This is a genomic window from Candidatus Blastococcus massiliensis AP3, from assembly GCF_000582785.1.
GTDB lineage: Bacteria > Actinomycetota > Actinomycetes > Mycobacteriales > Geodermatophilaceae > Blastococcus > Blastococcus massiliensis.
The window spans coordinates 1,070,342-1,087,364 of record NZ_HG931174.1 but is presented as its reverse complement, the minus strand read 5'-3'; the positions used below and the strand labels follow the sequence as shown (position 1 = coordinate 1,087,364).

General features: G+C 73.2%; 17 protein-coding genes and 2 tRNA genes. 9 read left to right on the top strand and 10 right to left on the bottom strand.

From position 1 onward, the window contains the following. Window positions 1-11 precede the first annotated feature (11 nt). From BN344_RS13690 to pknB, 6 genes are all read left to right on the top strand, one after another. The gene (locus tag BN344_RS13690) at window positions 12-473 is read left to right on the top strand and encodes an FHA domain-containing protein FhaB/FipA (RefSeq protein ID WP_040338902.1); all 462 of its coding nucleotides are present in this window, start codon (window positions 12-14) and stop codon (window positions 471-473) included. Further along, on the top strand, window positions 470-1,915 hold the full coding sequence (locus BN344_RS13685) for a PP2C family protein-serine/threonine phosphatase (protein ID WP_040338901.1): 1,446 nt from the start codon (window positions 470-472) through the stop codon (window positions 1,913-1,915). Before BN344_RS13690 ends, BN344_RS13685 begins: the two co-directional genes overlap by 4 nt. Beyond that, window positions 1,915-3,312 (top strand): FtsW/RodA/SpoVE family cell cycle protein, encoded by a 1,398-nt coding sequence (locus BN344_RS13680; RefSeq protein WP_081788599.1) that lies wholly within the window; start codon window positions 1,915-1,917, stop codon window positions 3,310-3,312. The genes BN344_RS13685 and BN344_RS13680 overlap by 1 nt, the downstream gene beginning before the upstream one ends. After that, window positions 3,309-4,751: a peptidoglycan D,D-transpeptidase FtsI family protein gene (locus BN344_RS13675; RefSeq protein WP_040338900.1), complete on the top strand. Its 1,443-nt coding sequence runs from the start codon at window positions 3,309-3,311 to the stop codon at window positions 4,749-4,751. The genes BN344_RS13680 and BN344_RS13675 overlap by 4 nt, the downstream gene beginning before the upstream one ends. Further along, window positions 4,748-6,430, top strand: coding sequence for a serine/threonine-protein kinase (locus BN344_RS13670; protein ID WP_051515873.1), 1,683 nt, complete (start codon window positions 4,748-4,750; stop codon window positions 6,428-6,430). Before BN344_RS13675 ends, BN344_RS13670 begins: the two co-directional genes overlap by 4 nt. Before the next feature lie 148 nt (window positions 6,431-6,578). Beyond that, window positions 6,579-8,489, top strand: a complete 1,911-nt coding sequence (gene pknB, locus BN344_RS13665) for a Stk1 family PASTA domain-containing Ser/Thr kinase (protein WP_040338899.1) — start codon at window positions 6,579-6,581, stop codon at window positions 8,487-8,489. A 60-nt stretch (window positions 8,490-8,549) separates the two neighbouring features. On the opposite strand, the gene BN344_RS13660 is transcribed toward pknB, so the two are convergent. Beyond that, on the bottom strand, window positions 8,550-9,233 hold the full coding sequence (locus BN344_RS13660; RefSeq protein ID WP_231486800.1) for an aminodeoxychorismate/anthranilate synthase component II: 684 nt from the start codon (window positions 9,231-9,233) through the stop codon (window positions 8,550-8,552). A gap of 43 nt (window positions 9,234-9,276) precedes the next feature. Further along, window positions 9,277-10,029, bottom strand: coding sequence for a DUF881 domain-containing protein (locus BN344_RS13655; protein ID WP_040338898.1), 753 nt, complete (start codon window positions 10,027-10,029; stop codon window positions 9,277-9,279). Window positions 10,030-10,173: 144 nt separating this feature from the next. Here BN344_RS13655 and crgA point away from each other — a divergent pair, with 144 nt between their 5' ends. Next, window positions 10,174-10,449 carry a cell division protein CrgA gene (crgA, locus tag BN344_RS13650; protein WP_040338897.1) on the top strand — a complete coding sequence of 92 codons (276 nt, stop codon included), beginning with the start codon at window positions 10,174-10,176 and terminating at the stop codon, window positions 10,447-10,449. A 429-nt stretch (window positions 10,450-10,878) separates the two neighbouring features. On the opposite strand, the gene BN344_RS13645 is transcribed toward crgA, so the two are convergent. Then, window positions 10,879-12,042 carry a thiolase family protein gene (locus tag BN344_RS13645; RefSeq protein WP_040338896.1) on the bottom strand — a complete coding sequence of 388 codons (1,164 nt, stop codon included), beginning with the start codon at window positions 12,040-12,042 and terminating at the stop codon, window positions 10,879-10,881. A 93-nt stretch (window positions 12,043-12,135) separates the two neighbouring features. Here BN344_RS13645 and BN344_RS13640 point away from each other — a divergent pair, with 93 nt between their 5' ends. Beyond that, a complete protein-coding gene (locus BN344_RS13640) occupies window positions 12,136-12,555 on the top strand; it encodes a PH domain-containing protein (protein ID WP_040338895.1) in 420 nt (139 codons plus the stop codon). Here BN344_RS13640 and BN344_RS13635 read toward each other — a convergent pair. From BN344_RS13635 to BN344_RS13625, 3 genes are all read right to left on the bottom strand, one after another. Beyond that, window positions 12,552-13,313, bottom strand: a complete 762-nt coding sequence (locus BN344_RS13635; RefSeq protein ID WP_040338894.1) for a rhomboid family intramembrane serine protease — start codon at window positions 13,311-13,313, stop codon at window positions 12,552-12,554. The genes BN344_RS13640 and BN344_RS13635 overlap by 4 nt on opposite strands. Before the next feature lie 134 nt (window positions 13,314-13,447). Next, window positions 13,448-13,981 (bottom strand): peptidylprolyl isomerase, encoded by a 534-nt coding sequence (locus BN344_RS13630; protein WP_040338893.1) that lies wholly within the window; start codon window positions 13,979-13,981, stop codon window positions 13,448-13,450. A 49-nt stretch (window positions 13,982-14,030) separates the two neighbouring features. Beyond that, on the bottom strand, window positions 14,031-15,191 hold the full coding sequence (locus BN344_RS13625; RefSeq protein WP_051515872.1) for a S49 family peptidase: 1,161 nt from the start codon (window positions 15,189-15,191) through the stop codon (window positions 14,031-14,033). Window positions 15,192-15,361: 170 nt separating this feature from the next. Between BN344_RS13625 and BN344_RS13620 the strand changes: the two genes are divergently transcribed. Further along, entirely contained in the window at window positions 15,362-15,943 is a 582-nt protein-coding gene (locus BN344_RS13620; protein WP_040338892.1) for a carboxymuconolactone decarboxylase family protein, read from the top strand. 33 nt (window positions 15,944-15,976) lie between these two features. Here BN344_RS13620 and BN344_RS13615 read toward each other — a convergent pair. The 4 genes from BN344_RS13615 to BN344_RS19130 form a co-directional block, all read right to left on the bottom strand. Then, a tRNA-Ala gene (locus tag BN344_RS13615) sits at window positions 15,977-16,049 on the bottom strand. Between the two features lie 25 nt (window positions 16,050-16,074). Next, window positions 16,075-16,218 carry a DLW-39 family protein gene (locus tag BN344_RS20350; protein WP_166518239.1) on the bottom strand — a complete coding sequence of 48 codons (144 nt, stop codon included), beginning with the start codon at window positions 16,216-16,218 and terminating at the stop codon, window positions 16,075-16,077. A 71-nt stretch (window positions 16,219-16,289) separates the two neighbouring features. Beyond that, window positions 16,290-16,363: transfer RNA gene (locus BN344_RS13610), tRNA-Ile, on the bottom strand. Window positions 16,364-16,560: 197 nt separating this feature from the next. Then, window positions 16,561-17,023 (bottom strand): DUF3566 domain-containing protein (locus tag BN344_RS19130; protein WP_231486798.1); only part of this gene is annotated, 463 nt, incomplete at its 5' end.

The window sequence follows — 17,023 nt, the reverse complement described above, 5'->3', positions numbered from 1 at the left end:
GTGACCGGCTGATGGCGGAGATCGTGCTGCAGGCGTTCCGCTTCGGGTTCCTCCTGCTGCTGTGGCTGTTCATCTTCGCCGCGTTCCGGGTCGTGCGGGCCGATCTGTTCGGTGGCCGGGTCGGCCGGGTGGCGTCGGTGCCCCCGCGCGCGGCCGTCCCCGGGAAGAAGCGCGGCGGCAAGGGCCCACGCACGCTGGTGGTCACCGCCGGCCCGCTCAGCGGAACCAAGATCACCCTGGGTGACCAGCCGATCCTCGTCGGCCGCGCCGACGACTCGACCCTCGTGCTCACCGACGACTTCGCCAGCTCGCGGCACGCCCGCCTGACCAACCGCGGCGGCCAGTGGTACGTCGAGGACCTCGGCTCCACCAACGGCACCTACCTCGACCAGCAGCGCGTGCAGGGCCCGCTGCTCGTCGGCCCCGGTCAGCCGATCCGCATCGGACAGACGGCACTGGAGCTGCGCTCATGAGCCTCGTCCTGCGCTACGCGGCGCGCTCCGACCGCGGGCTCATCCGCGGCAACAACCAGGACTCGGTCTACGCCGGTCCGCGGCTGCTCGCCGTCGCCGACGGCATGGGCGGGCACGCCGCTGGCGACGTCGCCAGCAAGGTGGTCATCGCCGCCCTGCAGCACCTCGACGACGACACCCCGACCGGCGACATGCTCCAGGCGCTGCGCCAGGGCGTCTTCGAGGGCAGCGAGCACCTGCGCGAGGTCATCCGCGACTCCCCGCAGCTCGAGGGCATGGGGACGACGCTCACCGCCATCCTCTTCGCCGGCGGCCGGCTGGCGCTGTGCCACGTCGGCGACTCCCGCGCCTACCTGCTGCGGGACGGCGAGTTCTCCCAGATCACGCACGACGACACCTTCGTGCAGACGCTGATCGACGACGGCCGGATCACCGCGGAAGAGGCCAACAGCCACCCGCAGCGTTCGCTGCTGCTCCGGGCCCTCAACGGCCAGGAGGTCGAGCCGGACCTCTCGATGCGCGAGGCGCGGGCCGGCGACCGGTACCTGCTCTGCTCGGACGGCCTGTCCGGCGTCGTCAGCGAGGAGACGCTCGCCGAGGCGCTCACCGACCCCGATCCGCAGAGCACCGCCGACCGGCTGATCGAGCTGGCGCTGCGCAGCGGCGGCCCGGACAACATCACGGTGATCGTCGCCGACGTCGTGGACGACGACGGCCGCGGCGTGCCCATGGAGCCCGTCGTCGACGGCGCGGCCGGTGACTACATCGGCCAGCGACAGGTCGACGGGACGTCGGCAGCCGGCCGCGCGGCACTGGCCGACCCGACGCCACCACCCGATCCCCCGCCGACACAGGTGACGGGCGGTGGCCCCTCCGCCCGCCGCCGCCCGATGCGACTTCTCCTCGGGGCGGGGCTCGTCCTGGCCGTCGTGGTGGCCGGCGCGATCGGTACCTACGTGTGGGCGCTGCAGCACTGGTTCGTCGGGGTCGACGACGGGCAGGAGCCGGCGCAGGTCGCGGTGTTCCGCGGGCTGGACGTCTCGTTCGTCGGCCTCGACCTGTTCCGGGTCGACCGGGACGCCGACCTGCCGGTCGTCGACCTGACGCCGGCGGCCCGCAACCGGGTGCAGGGCGGCATCACCGCCGACGACGCCGACCACGCCGACCGCATCGTGGCCGCGCTGCGCGACCAGCGCCTGCCACCGTGCCCCAGCGCCGAGGACGAGGCGGCCGAGGAGTCCGCCGAGGACCCGGTCCCCCCGCCCGGTGACCCCGCGGCACCCGGGGACCCCGCGCTGCCCCAGCCACCCGTTCCCGGCGAGCCCGAGCCCGCGCCCGCCGTGCCCGGAGCCGACGACCCGACGCCGGACGAGGCGGCCAAGGAGTCCGCCGCGACGACGCCGTCGTCCCGCCCGGGAGTGGACTGCCGGGAGGAGGGGTGATGGCCGGCCCGACGACCGATCCCCGCGCCTCCGTGGCGGGCGCCGCCGTGCCCACCCGCCGTGGGACCGAGGCGTGGCTCCTCGGCTTCGCCGTCGTCATCACGCTGGCGGCGCAGTGCATCGTCGACCTGACGGCCACCGGATCGCTGCGCCCCGAGCTGGCCACCTTCGGCATCTGGTTCGCGGCCCTGTGGACCGGCGCGCACCTCGTCGTCCGGAAGTTCGCGACCTACGCCGACCCCCTGCTGCTGCCGTGCGTCGCCGTCCTCACCGGGCTGGGCCTGGTGATGATCCACCGGCTGGACCTCGCCGACTCCGGCGGCGACGGCGACGCCCCCGTGCAGCTGCTGTGGGCCACGATCGGGCTCGCGCTGTTCATCGCGGTGCTCCTGGTCGTGCGCGACCACCGGCTGCTCTCCCGCTACGCCTACATCCTCATGCTGCTGGGCCTGGTGCTGCTGACCCTCCCGGCAGTCCTGCCGGCCTCGATCTCCGAGGTCAACGGGGCGAAGATCTGGATCCGCCTCGCCGGCTTCTCCATCCAGCCCGGTGAGTTCGCCAAGATCTGCCTGGTCGTCTTCTTCGCCGCCTACCTGGTGGACAAGCGCGACGTGCTGGCCCTGGCCAGCCGCAAGGTGATGGGGCTGGAGCTGCCGCGCGGCCGCGACCTGGGCCCGGTCCTCGTGGTGTGGGTCGTCTCGATCCTCGTGCTGGTCTTCGAGCGGGACCTGGGCAGCTCGCTGCTGCTGTTCGGCATCTTCGTCGTGATGCTCTACATCGCCACCGAGCGGGCGAGCTGGCTGGTCATCGGCCTGCTGCTGTTCGCCGGCGGGGCGACCGTCGCCTACCAGACCTTCGGCCACGTGCGGGCGCGCGTGGACACCTGGCTGGACCCGTTCGCCTACTACGACGGCTCGGGCTTCCAGGTGGCGCAGTCGCTGTTCGGGCTCGGCACCGGCGGGCTGTTCGGCGCCGGCCTCGGCGGCGGCCGCCCCGACGAGGTGCCCATCGCCAAGAGCGACTTCATCGGCTCGGCCATCGGCGAGGAGCTGGGGCTGTTCGGCCTGGCCGCGGTCATCCTCGTCTACCTGATCCTGGTCGAGCGCGGCCTGCGGACCTCACTGGTCGTCCGCGACCCGTTCGGCAAGCTGCTCGCCGCCGGCCTCTCCTTCGCCGTCGCCTGGCAGCTGTTCGTCGTCCTCGGCGGCGTCACGGGCCTGCTGCCGCTCACCGGCCTCACCACGCCGTTCCTGGCCTACGGCGGTTCGTCGCTGGTGGCCAACTTCGGGCTGGTGGCGCTGCTGGTCCGGATCAGCGACGCCGCGCGCCGGCCGGCCGCGCCCCAGGTGACTCCGCAGCGCCTGACCGACGCACCCACCGAGGTGGTGCGGCCGTGAACGCCCCGTTGCGTCGCGTCGCGATCAGCGTGCTGGTGCTCTTCACGCTGCTGATCGTCAACATCAACTACATCCAGGTGGTGCGGTCGGACGCGCTGCGCGACGACTCCCGGAACAAGCGGGTCCTCGCCGAGGAGTACTCGCGGGAGCGCGGCTCGATCATCGTGGCCGGGGATCCGATCGCGCTGTCGGAGCCCACGGACGGCCGGCTGCAGTACCAGCGCGTCTACCCCCAGGGCCCGCTGTACGCCCCGGTCACCGGCTACTACTCGGTGGTCTACGGCGCGACCGGCATCGAGCAGGCCGAGAACTCGCTGCTCGCCGGGACCGACGACCGGCTGATCGTGCGCCGCATCTCCGACCTGTTCACCGGCCGCGACCCCTCCGGCGGCGACGTCGTCCTCACGCTGGACCCGGCCGTGCAGCAGGCCGCGATGGAGGGGCTCCAGGGCCAGGTGGGCGCCGTCGTCGCCCTCGACCCCTCGACCGGCGCGATCCTGGGCCTGGCGAGCACGCCGACGTACGACCCGAACAGCATGGCCAGCCACGACCAGGTGGCGGTCCGGGAGACCGCGGAGCTGCTCGGCATGGCCCGGCCGGACCCCCGCACCAACCAGGCGATCAGCGAGCGCTACTCGCCGGGCTCGGTGTTCAAGGTGATCGTGTCGGCGGCGGCGCTGGAGAACGGCTACACCCCCGAGTCCGTCGTCCCTGCTCCCCAGACGCTCACCCTGCCCGGGACGAGCACCACGCTGCGCAACTTCGGCGACTCCGCCTGCAGCGCCTCCGGCGAGCAGCGGCTCATCGACGCCCTCACGATCTCCTGCAACACCGCCTTCGCGCAGCTGGGCATCGACCTCGGCGAGGACGAGGTCCGCGGCATGGCCGAGGCGTTCGGGATGGACGGCGACCGCTTCGAGATGCCGTTGAGGGTCGAGAGGAGCACCGTCGGAGGCATCGAGAACGATGCGCAACTGGGGATCAGCTCCATCGGCCAGCAGGACGTGCAGATGACGCCGATGCAGGCCGCGATGGTCGCCGCCGCCATCGCCAACGGCGGCACGCTGATGAAGCCCTACCTGGTCGACCAGCTCCTCGCACCGGACCTCACGGTCATCGACGAGACCGATCCCGAGGAGTTCGCGGAGCCGATCTCGGAGAACACGGCCGACCAGCTCACCGAGATGATGACCAGCGTCGTGGCCAACGGCTCGGGCCGCGCGGCGCGGATCAACGGCGTGCAGGTGGCGGGCAAGACGGGCACCGCCGAGAACGAGGGCCCCGACCACAACTGGTTCATCGGGTTCGCACCGGCGGGCGAGTCGCAGATCGCCGTCGCTGTGTTCGTCCGGAACGGCGGGGGAACGGGTGGGGACGTGTCCGCACCGATCGCGCGCCAGGTCATCCAGGCCTACCTCGACGGGCAGGGCGAGGGATGACCCTGGCCACCGGCAACCTGCTCGCCGGCCGTTACGAGATCACCTCCCCCATCGCCGTGGGGGGGATGGGGGAGGTCTGGAAGGCCCGCGACCAGGTGCTGGACCGCATCGTCGCGGCCAAGGTGCTCAAGAGCGAGTACACGGACGACCCGAGCTTCCTCGCCCGCTTCCGCAACGAGGCCCGGCACACCGCGGCGCTGTCGCACCCGAACATCGCCTCGGTCTACGACTACGGCGAGACCGTGGACGACGCCGGGACCCAGAAGCTGGCGTTCCTCGTCATGGAGTTCGTCGAGGGCCAGCCGCTGGTGACGATCCTCCACGACGAGGGCCGCCTGCCGGTCGACTGGACGCTGCACGTGCTGGAGCAGTCGGCGGACGGCCTCTCCGCCGCGCACCGGGCAGGCGTCGTCCACCGGGACATCAAGCCGGGCAACCTCATGGTGCGTCCCGACGGCGTGGTGAAGCTGACCGACTTCGGCATCGCCCAGGCGCGCGACGCCACACCGCTGACCCGCACCGGCATGGTGGTGGGCACCGCGCAGTACCTCTCCCCCGAGCAGGCGCAGGGGATGGAGGTCAACGCGGCGTCGGACGTCTACTCCCTCGGCGTCGTCGGCTACGAGTGCCTCACCGGCGCCCGGCCCTTCGACGGCGCCTCCCAGGTCGCGATCGCGCTCGCGCACATCAACCGCCCACCTCCGCCACTGCCCGCCGAGGTCCCGGCACAGGTCCGGCTGCTCATCGAGCGGGCCCTGGCCAAGGACCCCGCCGACCGGTTCCCCGACGGCGGCGCCTTCGCCGATGCCATCCGACGCGTGGCGGCCGGGGGCACGCCGGTTCCCCTCCCGGTGGGCCCGGCGACCACCCCGACGCAGGTGGTCTCCGATCCCGGGCTCGCCGACGGCCGGACCACGGTCCTGGCCGCGCAGACCGGCACCCGCGCCCTGGGCCCCACGACGGGTTCCGGGGCGCCCATGCCGCCGCTGCACGCGCACCCGGACGACGACGACTGGCTCGCCGAGGACGACCAGCCGCCGGCGAACGGCCGTCGCCGCTGGCTGTGGCCGGCAGTGGCGCTGCTGGTGCTCCTGCTCCTGGGCGGCGGGACCGCGATCCTGCTGACGTCCGGGGGTGGTGGCGGGTCCGGCGCCGAGGCCACGGGGACCTCGACCAGTTCCAGCGCGCCGGCCAGCGGCATCCCCCTGCGGCCCGCCAGCGCCTACGTGGGGCGCGACGCCGACGAGGTCGCCACGGAGTTGGAGGATCTCGGCCTCACCGTCGTGCGGGAAACGGCCGGCGACGCGCTGCTCGCCGAGCTCGGCATGGACCTCGACGCGAACGCCGTCGCCGCGATCGTGCCGTCGGGCAGGACCGTGGAGCCCGATTCGGAGGTCGTCCTCACCGTGGCCGAGGACGGGTGGACCGTCCAGGAGCCGGAGCCGACGCAGACCCGGGCCCCCGAGCCCACGGAGGAGGCGCCGGCGCCGGTCCCGACGACCACGCAGCCGCCGGCCCCGCCGCCCACCACCTCGAGCGCCCCGACGACGTCGGCGCCGACCACGACCACGTCGCAGCCGGGCCAGCCGGGCGACACCGACCCGCCGCCCGACCCCGAGCCACCCGTTCCGCCGGTGGAGCCGCAACCTGGGGCCGCTGCTCCGGGTGGGACCGAGTGACCCCGCTGACCCCTCGCAGGTCCCAGGAAACCGGCCGGACCGCCGCTAGGCTCGCCGTCGGCATCCCGCCCGCAGCGCCCCCGCGGCGCTGCCCGCGCACCACGGCCCGGCCCCGGACGAGGCGCGCAACCGTTCGAGAGGACCTCCGATGACCACGCCGCAGGTGCTCGGCGAGCGCTACGAGATCGGCGGGGTGCTCGGCCGTGGCGGAATGGCCGAGGTGCACCACGGCCGCGACCTCCGGCTCGGCCGCGAAGTGGCGGTCAAGGTGCTGCGCAGCGACCTGGCCCGCGACCCCTCCTTCCAGGTGCGGTTCCGCCGCGAGGCGCAGGCCGCCGCCTCCCTGAACCACCCCGCGATCGTCGCCGTCTACGACACCGGCGAGGACCGCACCGTCCTGGGCGCGACGCCCTACATCGTCATGGAGTACGTCGAGGGCGAGACCCTGCGCGACGTGCTGCGCAGCGAGGGCCGGCTCCCCCCGGAGCGGGCCATGAGCCTGGCCGCCGACATCTGCGGCGCCCTGGACTTCAGCCACCGCAACGGCATCGTGCACCGTGACGTGAAGCCCGGGAACGTGATGATCACGCCCCAGGGCACCGTCAAGGTGATGGACTTCGGCATCGCCCGGGCGGTGTCGGACTCGGCGGCCACCATGACCTCCACCGCCGCCGTCATAGGGACGGCGCAGTACCTCTCGCCGGAGCAGGCCCGCGGCGAGAGCGTCGACGCCCGCTCCGACGTGTACTCCCTCGGCTGCCTGCTCTACGAGCTGGTCACCGGCGCGCCGCCGTTCACCGGCGACTCCCCGGTGGCGGTCGCCTACCAGCACGTGCGCGAGGACCCGCGGCTCCCGTCGTCGATCGACCCCGGCATCCCGGCCGAGCTCGACGCCATCCTGCTCAAGGCGATGAGCAAGAACCCGGCCAACCGGTACCAGTCGGCCGCCGACATGCGCAACGACCTGCTCCGGGCCCTGGCCGGCCAGCGGGTGGAGGCGACGCCGGTCATGGGCGATGCCGAGAAGACAGCGATCATCGGCGCCACCCCCGGTGGCTACGGCTACGACGAGTGGGACGACGAGGACGAGCTGGCCCGGCGCCGCAAGCGCCGGATCATCATCGCCGTCGTCTCCGCGGTCGCCGTCCTGCTGCTGGGCGGTGCCATCGCCCTCGCGCTGGCGATGAACCGCGGCGGCGACGACGACGCCACCGCGGTCGCCCAGGTGCAGGTGCCCCGGCTGCAGACCCTCACCGAGGACGCCGCGCGCACCGCCCTGGAGGAGGTCGGCCTGGAGGTCGGCGACATCACCCCCCGGGAGACCACGGACGACACCCAGGTCGGCACGGTGCTCGAGAGCACCCCGGCCGGCGGCGCGCGGGTGGACGAGGGCACGGCGGTGGACCTCGTCGTCGGCGTGGAGCCCGACACCCTGCTGGTGCCCAGCGTCGTCGGCCTCAGCGAGGACCGGGCCCGCACGGCCCTCGAGCAGGCCGGCTTCGAGGGCACCATCAACACGCGCCAGGAGGACTCGCTCGAGGCAGAGGGCACGGTCGCCTCGGTCAGCCCCGAGGAGGGCCAGACCATCGCTCCGGACGGCACGATCACCCTCGGCATCTCCACCGGCACGGTGGACCTGCCGGACGTGAGAGGCCGCACCGAGGCCGACGCGCGCGGCGTGCTGACCGCGGCCGGCTTCAGCGAGGCCCAGATCGGCACCGAGCAGGTCGACTCCCCCAACCCGCCGGGAACCGTCGTCTCCACCGACCCCGGAGCGGGCAGCGCGGCGTCGTCGAACACCCGGATCACCCTCCGGATCTCCGGCGGGCCCGGGGACATCCGCGTCCCCAACGTGCGCGGACAACTGCCCGCGGACGCAGAGGCCATCCTGCGCAGGGAGGGCTTCTCCAGCTTCACGCGCCAGCCGACGGAGAACGACGGGTCCGTCGAGGAAGGGCAGGTGCTCAACACCAACCCCGAGCCGGGCACCCCCGCAGCGCCGAACGAGACGATCGTGCTGCTCATCGCTGGGCCCGATCAGTCCGGCACCGGCGGCTGATCGCTCCTGGAACGACGAAGGGCTCCTCCCGGACGGGAGGAGCCCTTCGTCGTGAAGGGGTCAGGCGGTGGCGACGTTGAGCCGTTCCGCGGCCGCGGTGGCCGCCTCCAGGGCGGCCGGGTCGGGGCTCAGCCCGCACGTCGTCAGCCACGTGGCCAGCATCCGGTGGCCGCCCTCGGTGAGCACCGACTCGGGGTGGAACTGCACGCCCTCGATGGGCAGCTCGCGGTGCCGCAGCGCCATGACGATGCCCGACGGCGTGTGCCCGGTGACCTCGAGCTCCTCGGGCACCGTCGCCACGTCCACGGCGAGCGAGTGGTAGCGGGTGGCGGTGAACGGCGAGGGCAGCCCGGCGAGCACGCCCTCACCCTCGTGGACGACCTGGCTGGTCTTGCCGTGCAGCAGTTCCGGCGCGCGGACCACCTCGCCGCCGAAGGCCTCGGCGATCGCCTGGTGCCCGAGGCACACCCCGAGCACCGGCACACCCTGCTCGGCGGCCGCGTGGACCATCGGCACGGTCACGCCGGCGCCGGACGGCGTCCCCGGGCCGGGTGAGAGCAGCACCCCGGCGACGTCGAGGTCGGGCAGCTCGTCGACGGTGACCGCGTCGTTGCGCCGCACGATGCAGCGGACCCCGAGCTGTCCGAGGTACTGGACCAGGTTGTAGACGAAGCTGTCGAAGTTGTCGACGACGAGCACCGGCCGCTCGGTGGCGGTGCCGGTGGCGCGGCTCTCGGCGGGCACGGATCTCCCGGGGTGGTCGACGGACGGCGGTCGACGCGACAGGTCAGCCGACGGAGGCGTACTGCAGCGCGAGGGGGCCATCGTAGGCGGGCAGGTCGACCTGAGGTCGCTCGCGGACCTCGTAGGTCAGTCCGTAGGCGTCGACGACCTGACGGAAGACCGCGATCTGGGGGGAGGCGGCGAGCTCGGCCCGGACCGCCTCGGCGTCGACGACGGCGGTCACCACGAAGGGCGGCGAGTAGGTGCGGCCCTGCAGCAGGAGCGTGTTGCCCACGCAGCGGACGGCGCTGGTGGCGATCAGCCGCTGGTCCATGACCGCCACACCCTCGGCCCCGGCGGCCCACATGGCGTTCACGACCGCCTGGACGTCGGACTGGTGGATGACCAGGTCGTCGGGGCGGGCGGAGACCGGGAGGCTGCCGTCGGGGCGCTGAGGCGCGTCGTCGAGGGTGATGACGACGCCGGCCCCGCTCACCGTGGACAGCCCCGCCGCCGCGGCGCCCTGCTCGCCCTCGCGCCGGGCGGCGGCGACGGCGTCGTCCCGCGAGGCGGCCTGCTCGGTGAGTTGCTCCGAGATGCGCTGGAGTTCGGCCAGCCGTCGCTCCTGCGCGGCGATGGCGCCGTCGCGCTCGCGGATCAGCGCGGACAGCTCGGTGACCTCACCGGCACGGAGGTCCGTGCCCTGCGCCGTCCGGCCGGAGGTGGCGAACAGCAGGCCGGCGGCCAGGGCGACGACCGGTACGAGTGCGCCCCATGCGGACAGCCGCGGCAGGCGCGTGCGGAGTGGACGGGCCACGTGCACCTCCTGCGCCGATCCCGGCGGACGACGACCAGCGTGGCGGCCCGCCACCGTGGCGGCGCCGTCATCCTCGGGACACAGCCTAGGCTGGGTGCAGTTGCAGCCGGTGATGACGCACCCGGCCACCCGGAGGGAGCGCACGTGCCCAAGTCGAAGGTCCGCAAGAAGTCGGCCTACACGCCGCCCGAGAGCGTGCTCCAGGCCCGCTCCGCACAGGCGGCGCGCATCGCGCAGCCCAGCCCGCGCTGGTACGTGGTCCTCATGATCGGGCTGATGCTGGCCGGCCTGCTGTGGATCGTCGTCTACTACGTCGCCGGGGAAGAGATCGGCTTCATGGCGTCTCTCAACGCCTGGAACTTCGCCATCGGCTTCGGCGCGATGGTCGCCGGCCTCATCATGTCGATGCGCTGGCGCTGACGGCACCCTGCCGCGCTGCCGAGGCCCTCGTCCCGACCGGGACGGGGGCCTCGACGCTTTCCTGGGGGTGCTGTGCACAGCGGTCGGCTGGATCCACAGGTCGACATGACGCCCCGCCCCCAGGGTTGTCCACCGAGTGTGGAGAGACGGACCGGGTCCCCACAGTGCTGACCTGCGGTTTCATCCGGAGTGGTGCGGATGTGACGAGCGCTGCACGCGCGTAACTACACCTGTGTGAGTCTGTCCCCAACTGTGTACCCAGCTGTGGACGAGTCGACATGTACGTCCCGGGAGGGCGACGGCTGCCCCTCCGGGTACCCCTGATGACCTGCACCGACACCTCCGGTGCCCAGCTCCCGGGCTCGGCGAGCCCCCGGGAACGCCGACAGCCCCCGACGCCGTCGGCGTCGGGGGCTGTCGGGAGGTGGATCAGGCGTCCAGCAGCTCCAGGATGGTGGCGTTGGCCATGCCGCCGCCCTCGCACATGGTCTGCAGGCCGTACCGGCTGCCGGTGTTGCGCATCCGGTGGATGAGCGTGGTCATGAGGCGGGCACCGGAGCCACCCAGCGGGTGGCCCAGCGCGATGGCCCCGCCGAGCGGGTTCAGCCGGCCGGTGTCGGCACCGGACTCGACGGCCCAGGCCATGGGGACGGGCGCGAAGGCTTCGTTGACCTCGTAGACGCCGATGTCGTCGATCTTCAGGCCGGAGCGCTCCAGCACCTTCGCCGTCGCCGGGATGGGGGCGGTGAGCATGATGACCGGGTCGTCGCCGGCCATCACGGTGGTGTGGATGCGGACCAGCGGGGTGAGCCCCAGCTCGCGGGCCTTCTCGCTGGTGGTGACCAGCACGGCCGCGGAGCCGTCGGAGATCTGGCTGGCGTTGCCCGCGCTGATGACGCCGTCCTCCTTGAACGGCGTCTTGAGCGAACCGAGCTTCTCCAGCGTTCCCCCGGGGCGGATGCCCTCGTCGGCGCGGATCACGGTGCCGTCCTCGAGCGTGTACGGCGCGATCTCCTCCTCGAAGGCGCCGTCGGCCTGCGCCTTGGCGGCCTTCTCGTGCGAGGCGAGGGAGAACTCGTCGAGCTGGGTGCGGGAGAAGCCCCAGCGCTCGGCGATCATCTCCGCGCCCAGGCCCTGGTTGATGGGCACGCCCTTGTAGCGCTCCATGAAGCGCGGACCCATCGGTCGGCCGGCGCCGGAGGCCGGGTTGCTGGCCGAGCCCATCGGCACGCGGCTCATCATCTCCACGCCACCGGCGACGACGACGTCGGCCTGGCCGCTGATGACGGTGGCGGCGGCGAAGGCCACCGACTGCTGCGACGACCCGCACTGGCGGTCGACGGTGGTGCCGGGGACCGACTCGGGCCAGCCGGCGGCCAGCGCGGCGCTGCGGGCGATGTTGAAGGTCTGCTCGCCGACCTGGCTCACGCAGCCCCAGATGACGTCCTCGACGACGGCCGGGTCGATGCCCGCCCGCTCGACCAGGGACTCGAGCACGTGGGCGGAGAGGTCCACGGCGTGGACGCCCGAGAGGCCTCCGCCCCGCTTGCCCACCGGCGTGCGTACGGCGGCACAGATGACGGCATCCCGCATGGAGTTACTCCTCGTCGACGTTTCGGGCGAGGACCGAACGGTCCACCCTGACTGCCATCGTAGGACGTCAGGTTTTCCTGACAAGGTGCAGGAGTGACCTGGAGCACCCGGACGGCGGAGATCGCGGCATCGGCGGTCATCGGGCTCGTCCTCGCCGGCAGCGCCCTCTTCGTCGCCGAGGCGACCGGCCGCCTCCTGGTGGCGGGGGGCGCGGCACTGCTGCTCGCCCTCGCCGCGCGGGACCTCGCGCAACGTCCGCGGCTGACCGCCGGGCCCGGCGGGGTCGACGTCCGCCTGCTCACCGGCGGCGTCCACCTGCCCTGGACCCGGCTGCAGGTGCACGTCCGCGAGTCGCGGCGCCTGGGCCTCCGGGTGCGCACCCTCGAGCTCGACACGGCCGCCGGGCCCGACGACGACGAGGGTGAGCTCGTCGTCCTGGGCCGCCGCGACCTCGGCGCCGATCCGGCGGCGGTCGCGGCCCACCTCGAGCGGCTCGATCCGCGCTCCGGCTAGAGCACCATGGCCGGCGTCGGCAGGGTCAGCGCCACCACGAGCAGGACGACGCCCAGCACGACCAGCGCGGGGAGCTGCCGGGGGCGGCTGCGCCGGGTCAGCACGAGGATGCCCGCCGCGAGGGCGCCGGCCGCCAGCCCGCCGAGGTGACCGAGCAGCGAGACGCCGGGCAGGAAGCTGATGAACACGTTGATCGCCAGCAGGGTGAGCAGTCCGCGGACGTCCTGCCGGCTGGCCAGCATGAGCACACCCAGCGCTCCCAGGAGGCCGTAGATCGCGGCCGAGGCACCGGCGACCGGCACCCCCAGGTCACCCAGCAGCTGGATCGCGACCGCACCGCCGAGTGCCGAGACGAGGTAGACGGCGAGGTAGCGCGCCCGGCCGAGCTGCCGCTCGAGCTCCGAGCCGAACAGCAGCAGGGCGAGCATGTTCATCGCCAGGTGCACCGGGCCGATGTGCAGGAACGCGGCGGTGAGCACCCGCCACCACTCGTCCAGGAGGATGACCTGGAGTGGCATCTGGGACAGTCGGTCGAACACGGGGGAGTCGTAGTTGTCCAGCGGCGCGAAGCCACTGACGGCGGCCGAGACCGCCGTGACGAGGAACATCGCCACGTTGAGGGCGATGAGGCCCAGGGTGACGACGCCCCACCGACGCCCCGCGGTCCGCAGACCGCCGCTGCTGCGGGCGGTGCGGACGGTGGCCTGTCCGGCCGCGACGCACTCCGGGCACTGGAAGCCGACCGAGGCCTCGATCATGCACTCGGGACAGATCGGCCGGCCGCAGCGCATGCAGGAGATGCCCGTCGGCCGGTCGGGGTGCCGGTAGCACGTGGCAGGCGGGGGCGCCGGCGGGTTGCTCCCGCCGACGCCCCCGTCGTCCGGGGTGGTGGTCAGCTGCGCTGCACCTCGACGGACTCGATCACGACGTCCTCGAGCGGCTTGTCGCCGCGGGCGGTCGGGACCGCGGCGATCTTGTCGACGACGTCGCGGCCGGCCTGGTCGGCCACCTCGCCGAAGATCGTGTGCTTGCCGGTCAGCCACGTGGTGGCGGCGACGGTGATGAAGAACTGCGAGCCGTTGGTGCCGGGGCCGGCGTTGGCCATGGCCAGCAGGTAGGGCTTGGTGAAGGCGAGCTCGGGGTGGATCTCGTCGCCGAACTGGTAGCCGGGGCCACCGATGCCCTGACCGAGCGGGTCGCCACCCTGGATCATGAAGCCGGAGATGATGCGGTGGAAGATCGTGCCGTCGTAGAGCTTGTCGGTCGTCTTCTGGCGGGTCTCGGGGTGCGTCCACTCGCGACGGCCCTCGGCGAGGTCGGCGAAGTTCGCGACCGTCTTGGGGGCGTGGTCGGGGAACAGGTCCACGGTGATGTCGCCGTGGTTGGTGTGGAGGACCGCGCGGCGGGCGGGAGTCGATTCAGTCACGCCTCCACTCTCCCACTGGTCCGCGCCCAGCGACTCGGCGGCGGGGTGGTCAGTCGCCCGAGCAGGCCGCCGCGAGGTCCCCGTGGTGGGCCAGGACGAGGGGGGCGCCGGTGCACACCGTGCTGCGGCCGGGCTCCGGGGCCGCCGCGCCGGGGCGGCCACCCGGTGCCCGGGCGGAGAGGAGCAAGTCGAGCAGGCCGGGCCCGATGACCCGGTCGACCCGCGTGTCCTCGGGGTCGACGTCGTTCATCTCGGCGGCGTACCGGTAGGCCTCCTCGCGTCCCAGCACCCGGTCCACGAGGCCCAGGTCGACGGCCGTCCCGCCGTCGAAGACGAAGGCGCCCAGCTGGTCCACGATGGTCTGCTCGGGGATGCCCCGCGCTTCGGACACCCACGCGACGAACTCCGCGTACTCGCGGTCCAGGCCGCCGCCCAGCACCGCCCGCTCCTCGTCCGTCATGTCGCGGTAGGGGTTGCCGAGGTCCTTGCCACGGCCCCTCGACAGGTACTCCTCGGTGATGCCGCCCTCGGTGGTCACGCCCGGCTCGAACAGGGAGCCCGGGATACCGGTGACGTCCCGCCAGCGCTCGAACGGCCCCATGATGACGCCGATGCTGCCCACGAGGCTGCCGTGGTCGGCCACGATCTGGTCGGCCCCGGCCATGGCGTACACGCCGCCGGACGCCGACATCCCCTGCACGTGGGCCATCACCTGGTTGCCGGTGCGCTCCTGGTAGCGCTCGACGGCGTCCGCGATGGCGCGCGAGCCGTAGATGGTCCCGCCCGGGGTGTTGAGCTCGAGGATGAGTCCGTCGGCGTCGTCCTCCTCGAGGGCGTCGATCGTGTCCGCGACCTCGTAGCCGTAGGTGGCGCCGCCGAAGGTGGCGCCGTCGCTCTCCCCGCCCAGGATCACCCCGGTGACCGGGACGGCGATCAGCCGCGACCCGGCGGCCGGATCTCCCCAGACCGTCTCCGTCAGCGGCTCCGCCGTCCCGCTCTGCGAGCCCCCCGACACCAGGGCGACCAGGCTCACCACCAGGACGACGACCATGCCCACGCCGAGTGCGGCCAGCCCCAGCGCGACGCCGAGGCTCGCACCCAGACCGAGACCGAAGCCGCGCTTGAAGGCACTGGGCGGGCGCACGGGTAGCGGCGGTGCGGGACGCCAGACGGGCGGCGGCGCCTGGGGTGGCGGCTGCTCGGTGCTCACGTCGGGCCCTCCGGAGTATGGGGACAGCGAGTGGGGACGGTACGGATCCCGGCGACGGGCCGGCCGGCGACGCGCCGGAGCGGACGATCCACGTGAAACCACCGCACGGCCCCCCCGGCCGCGCGGACGGCCATTGCCACGCCGGGGCCCAGTCCCTAGCGTCCGCTCGCATGTTCCTGACCCCGCCGCCCGACTCCTCCGGCGCCGACGCGCTCTACGACGAGGACCGCCGGGCCATGGGCTTCGTCATGAACGGATCCCGGTTGTGGGCGCACCACCCGGCGCTGCACGACGACCTGTTCGCCCTGCTGAACCGAGCGGCCGAGGCGGCCGGGCTGAGCGTGCGGCAGCGCGGCGTCCTGGTCACCGCCTGCGCCTCGACGCTGGGTGACTCCTACTGCTCGCTCGCCTGGGGCACCAGGCTCGGCCGCGAGGCGGGCGGTGAGCTGGCGGCCGCCGTGCTCGACGGCACCGACCGGGGGCTGACGTCGCAGGAGCAGGCGCTGGCCCGCTGGACCCGGATCGTGGTGGCCGACCCCAACGGCACTCTGCCCGACGACGTCCAGGAGCTGCGCGACGCCGGCTTCAGCGACGGGCAGATCCTGGCGGTCACCGCCTACGTGGCCCTGCGCCTGGCGTTCTCGACGGTCAACGACGCGCTCGGCGTCCGCCCCGAGCCCGAACTGGTCGCGGGAGCGCCGGGTCCGGTGCGGGCCGCGGTCTGCTGGGGACGAGGAGCCGACTCGGCGTGACGACGCCGACCGGCCCGGCTGCTGCGGTAGGAGTGGAGACGAGGGGAATCGAACCCCTAACCCCCGCCTTGCAAAGGCGGTGCTCTGCCAATTGAGCTACGTCCCCGACGGGGCCGGGGCCCCGGGGTGGATCAGCGTGCGGTGGGGGTGCTGACCGCCTGCGGCCCGTTGGTGGCCTCGTGCCACAGGTCCGCCTCGGCCTTGCCGGAGCTGCGCTTGCGGACCGCCGCGAGCGCCCCGGCCGCCACCGCCGCCAGTGCCAGCTTCTTCAGCAAACCGGGGACCTCCTCGGGCGCTCGGTGCACCGTCTCGGACGGGATACGGCGCCGGGGCTCCGGCACACGGGTGGGCCTGGGAGGACTTGAACCTCCGGCCTCATCCTTATCAGGGATGCGCTCTAACCGCCTGAGCTACAGGCCCGTGAACCGGTGGCAACTCTACCTGGGCCGGATCACCGACCCGTACGAGGGGGCCCGATCGCGCCGAGTGGGGCCCGGTGACACGGTCGTCCTCCGGACGACACCGCGGCCACGAGCCGTCCCCCGGGTACGACGAGCGTGGCCATCGCGCCTGCGCGGGACCCTCCGGGCCCCACTCGGCACGATCGAACCGACGGCTCAATCGCGCTCGGAGAGGGTGACCTCGAGGCCGCCGACGAGGTCGGAGCACATGTTGTAGATGAAGGTGCCCACGGTGCAGAGCGCGGTGAGCAGCACGATGTTGATCGCGCCGATGACCGCCGCGCCTCCGAAGACGACGCCTGGCGTGAGCACCTCGCTCCCGCCCTCGGTCTCGCCGTCGGTGCCCAGCTGGCCGAACAGCTCGTTGAGGGTGTCGAAGACGCCGAGGGCGTTGAGGACGCCGTAGATGACGCCGACGGCGACCATCCAGATGAAGAACAGCGCGATCGACAGGACCAGCGAGATCTTCAGCGCCGACCAGGTGTCGATGTGCCGCAGCTGCAGGCGCGCGCGCCGCGGCCCGCGACCGGAGGGGCGCCCCGGCCGGCTCTTCTTCGCGGCGGCCGCGGCACCGGCGCCACCAGCCTTTCCGGCGCCACCGGCTGCGGGGGCACCGGCC

Bases quoted from the DNA above. Each gene is read 5' to 3' on its own strand.
- BN344_RS13690 (WP_040338902.1), top strand. From the start codon at position 12: ATGGCGGAGATCGTGCTGCAGGCGTTCCGCTTCGGGTTCCTCCTGCTG.
- BN344_RS13685 (WP_040338901.1), top strand. From the start codon at position 470: ATGAGCCTCGTCCTGCGCTACGCGGCGCGCTCCGACCGCGGGCTCATC.
- BN344_RS13680 (WP_081788599.1), top strand. From the start codon at position 1,915: ATGGCCGGCCCGACGACCGATCCCCGCGCCTCCGTGGCGGGCGCCGCC.
- BN344_RS13670 (WP_051515873.1), top strand. From the start codon at position 4,748: ATGACCCTGGCCACCGGCAACCTGCTCGCCGGCCGTTACGAGATCACC.
- pknB (WP_040338899.1), top strand. From the start codon at position 6,579: ATGACCACGCCGCAGGTGCTCGGCGAGCGCTACGAGATCGGCGGGGTG.
- BN344_RS13645 (WP_040338896.1), bottom strand. From the start codon at position 12,042: ATGCGGGATGCCGTCATCTGTGCCGCCGTACGCACGCCGGTGGGCAAG.
- BN344_RS13635 (WP_040338894.1), bottom strand. From the start codon at position 13,313: ATGATCGAGGCCTCGGTCGGCTTCCAGTGCCCGGAGTGCGTCGCGGCC.
- BN344_RS13620 (WP_040338892.1), top strand. From the start codon at position 15,362: ATGTTCCTGACCCCGCCGCCCGACTCCTCCGGCGCCGACGCGCTCTAC.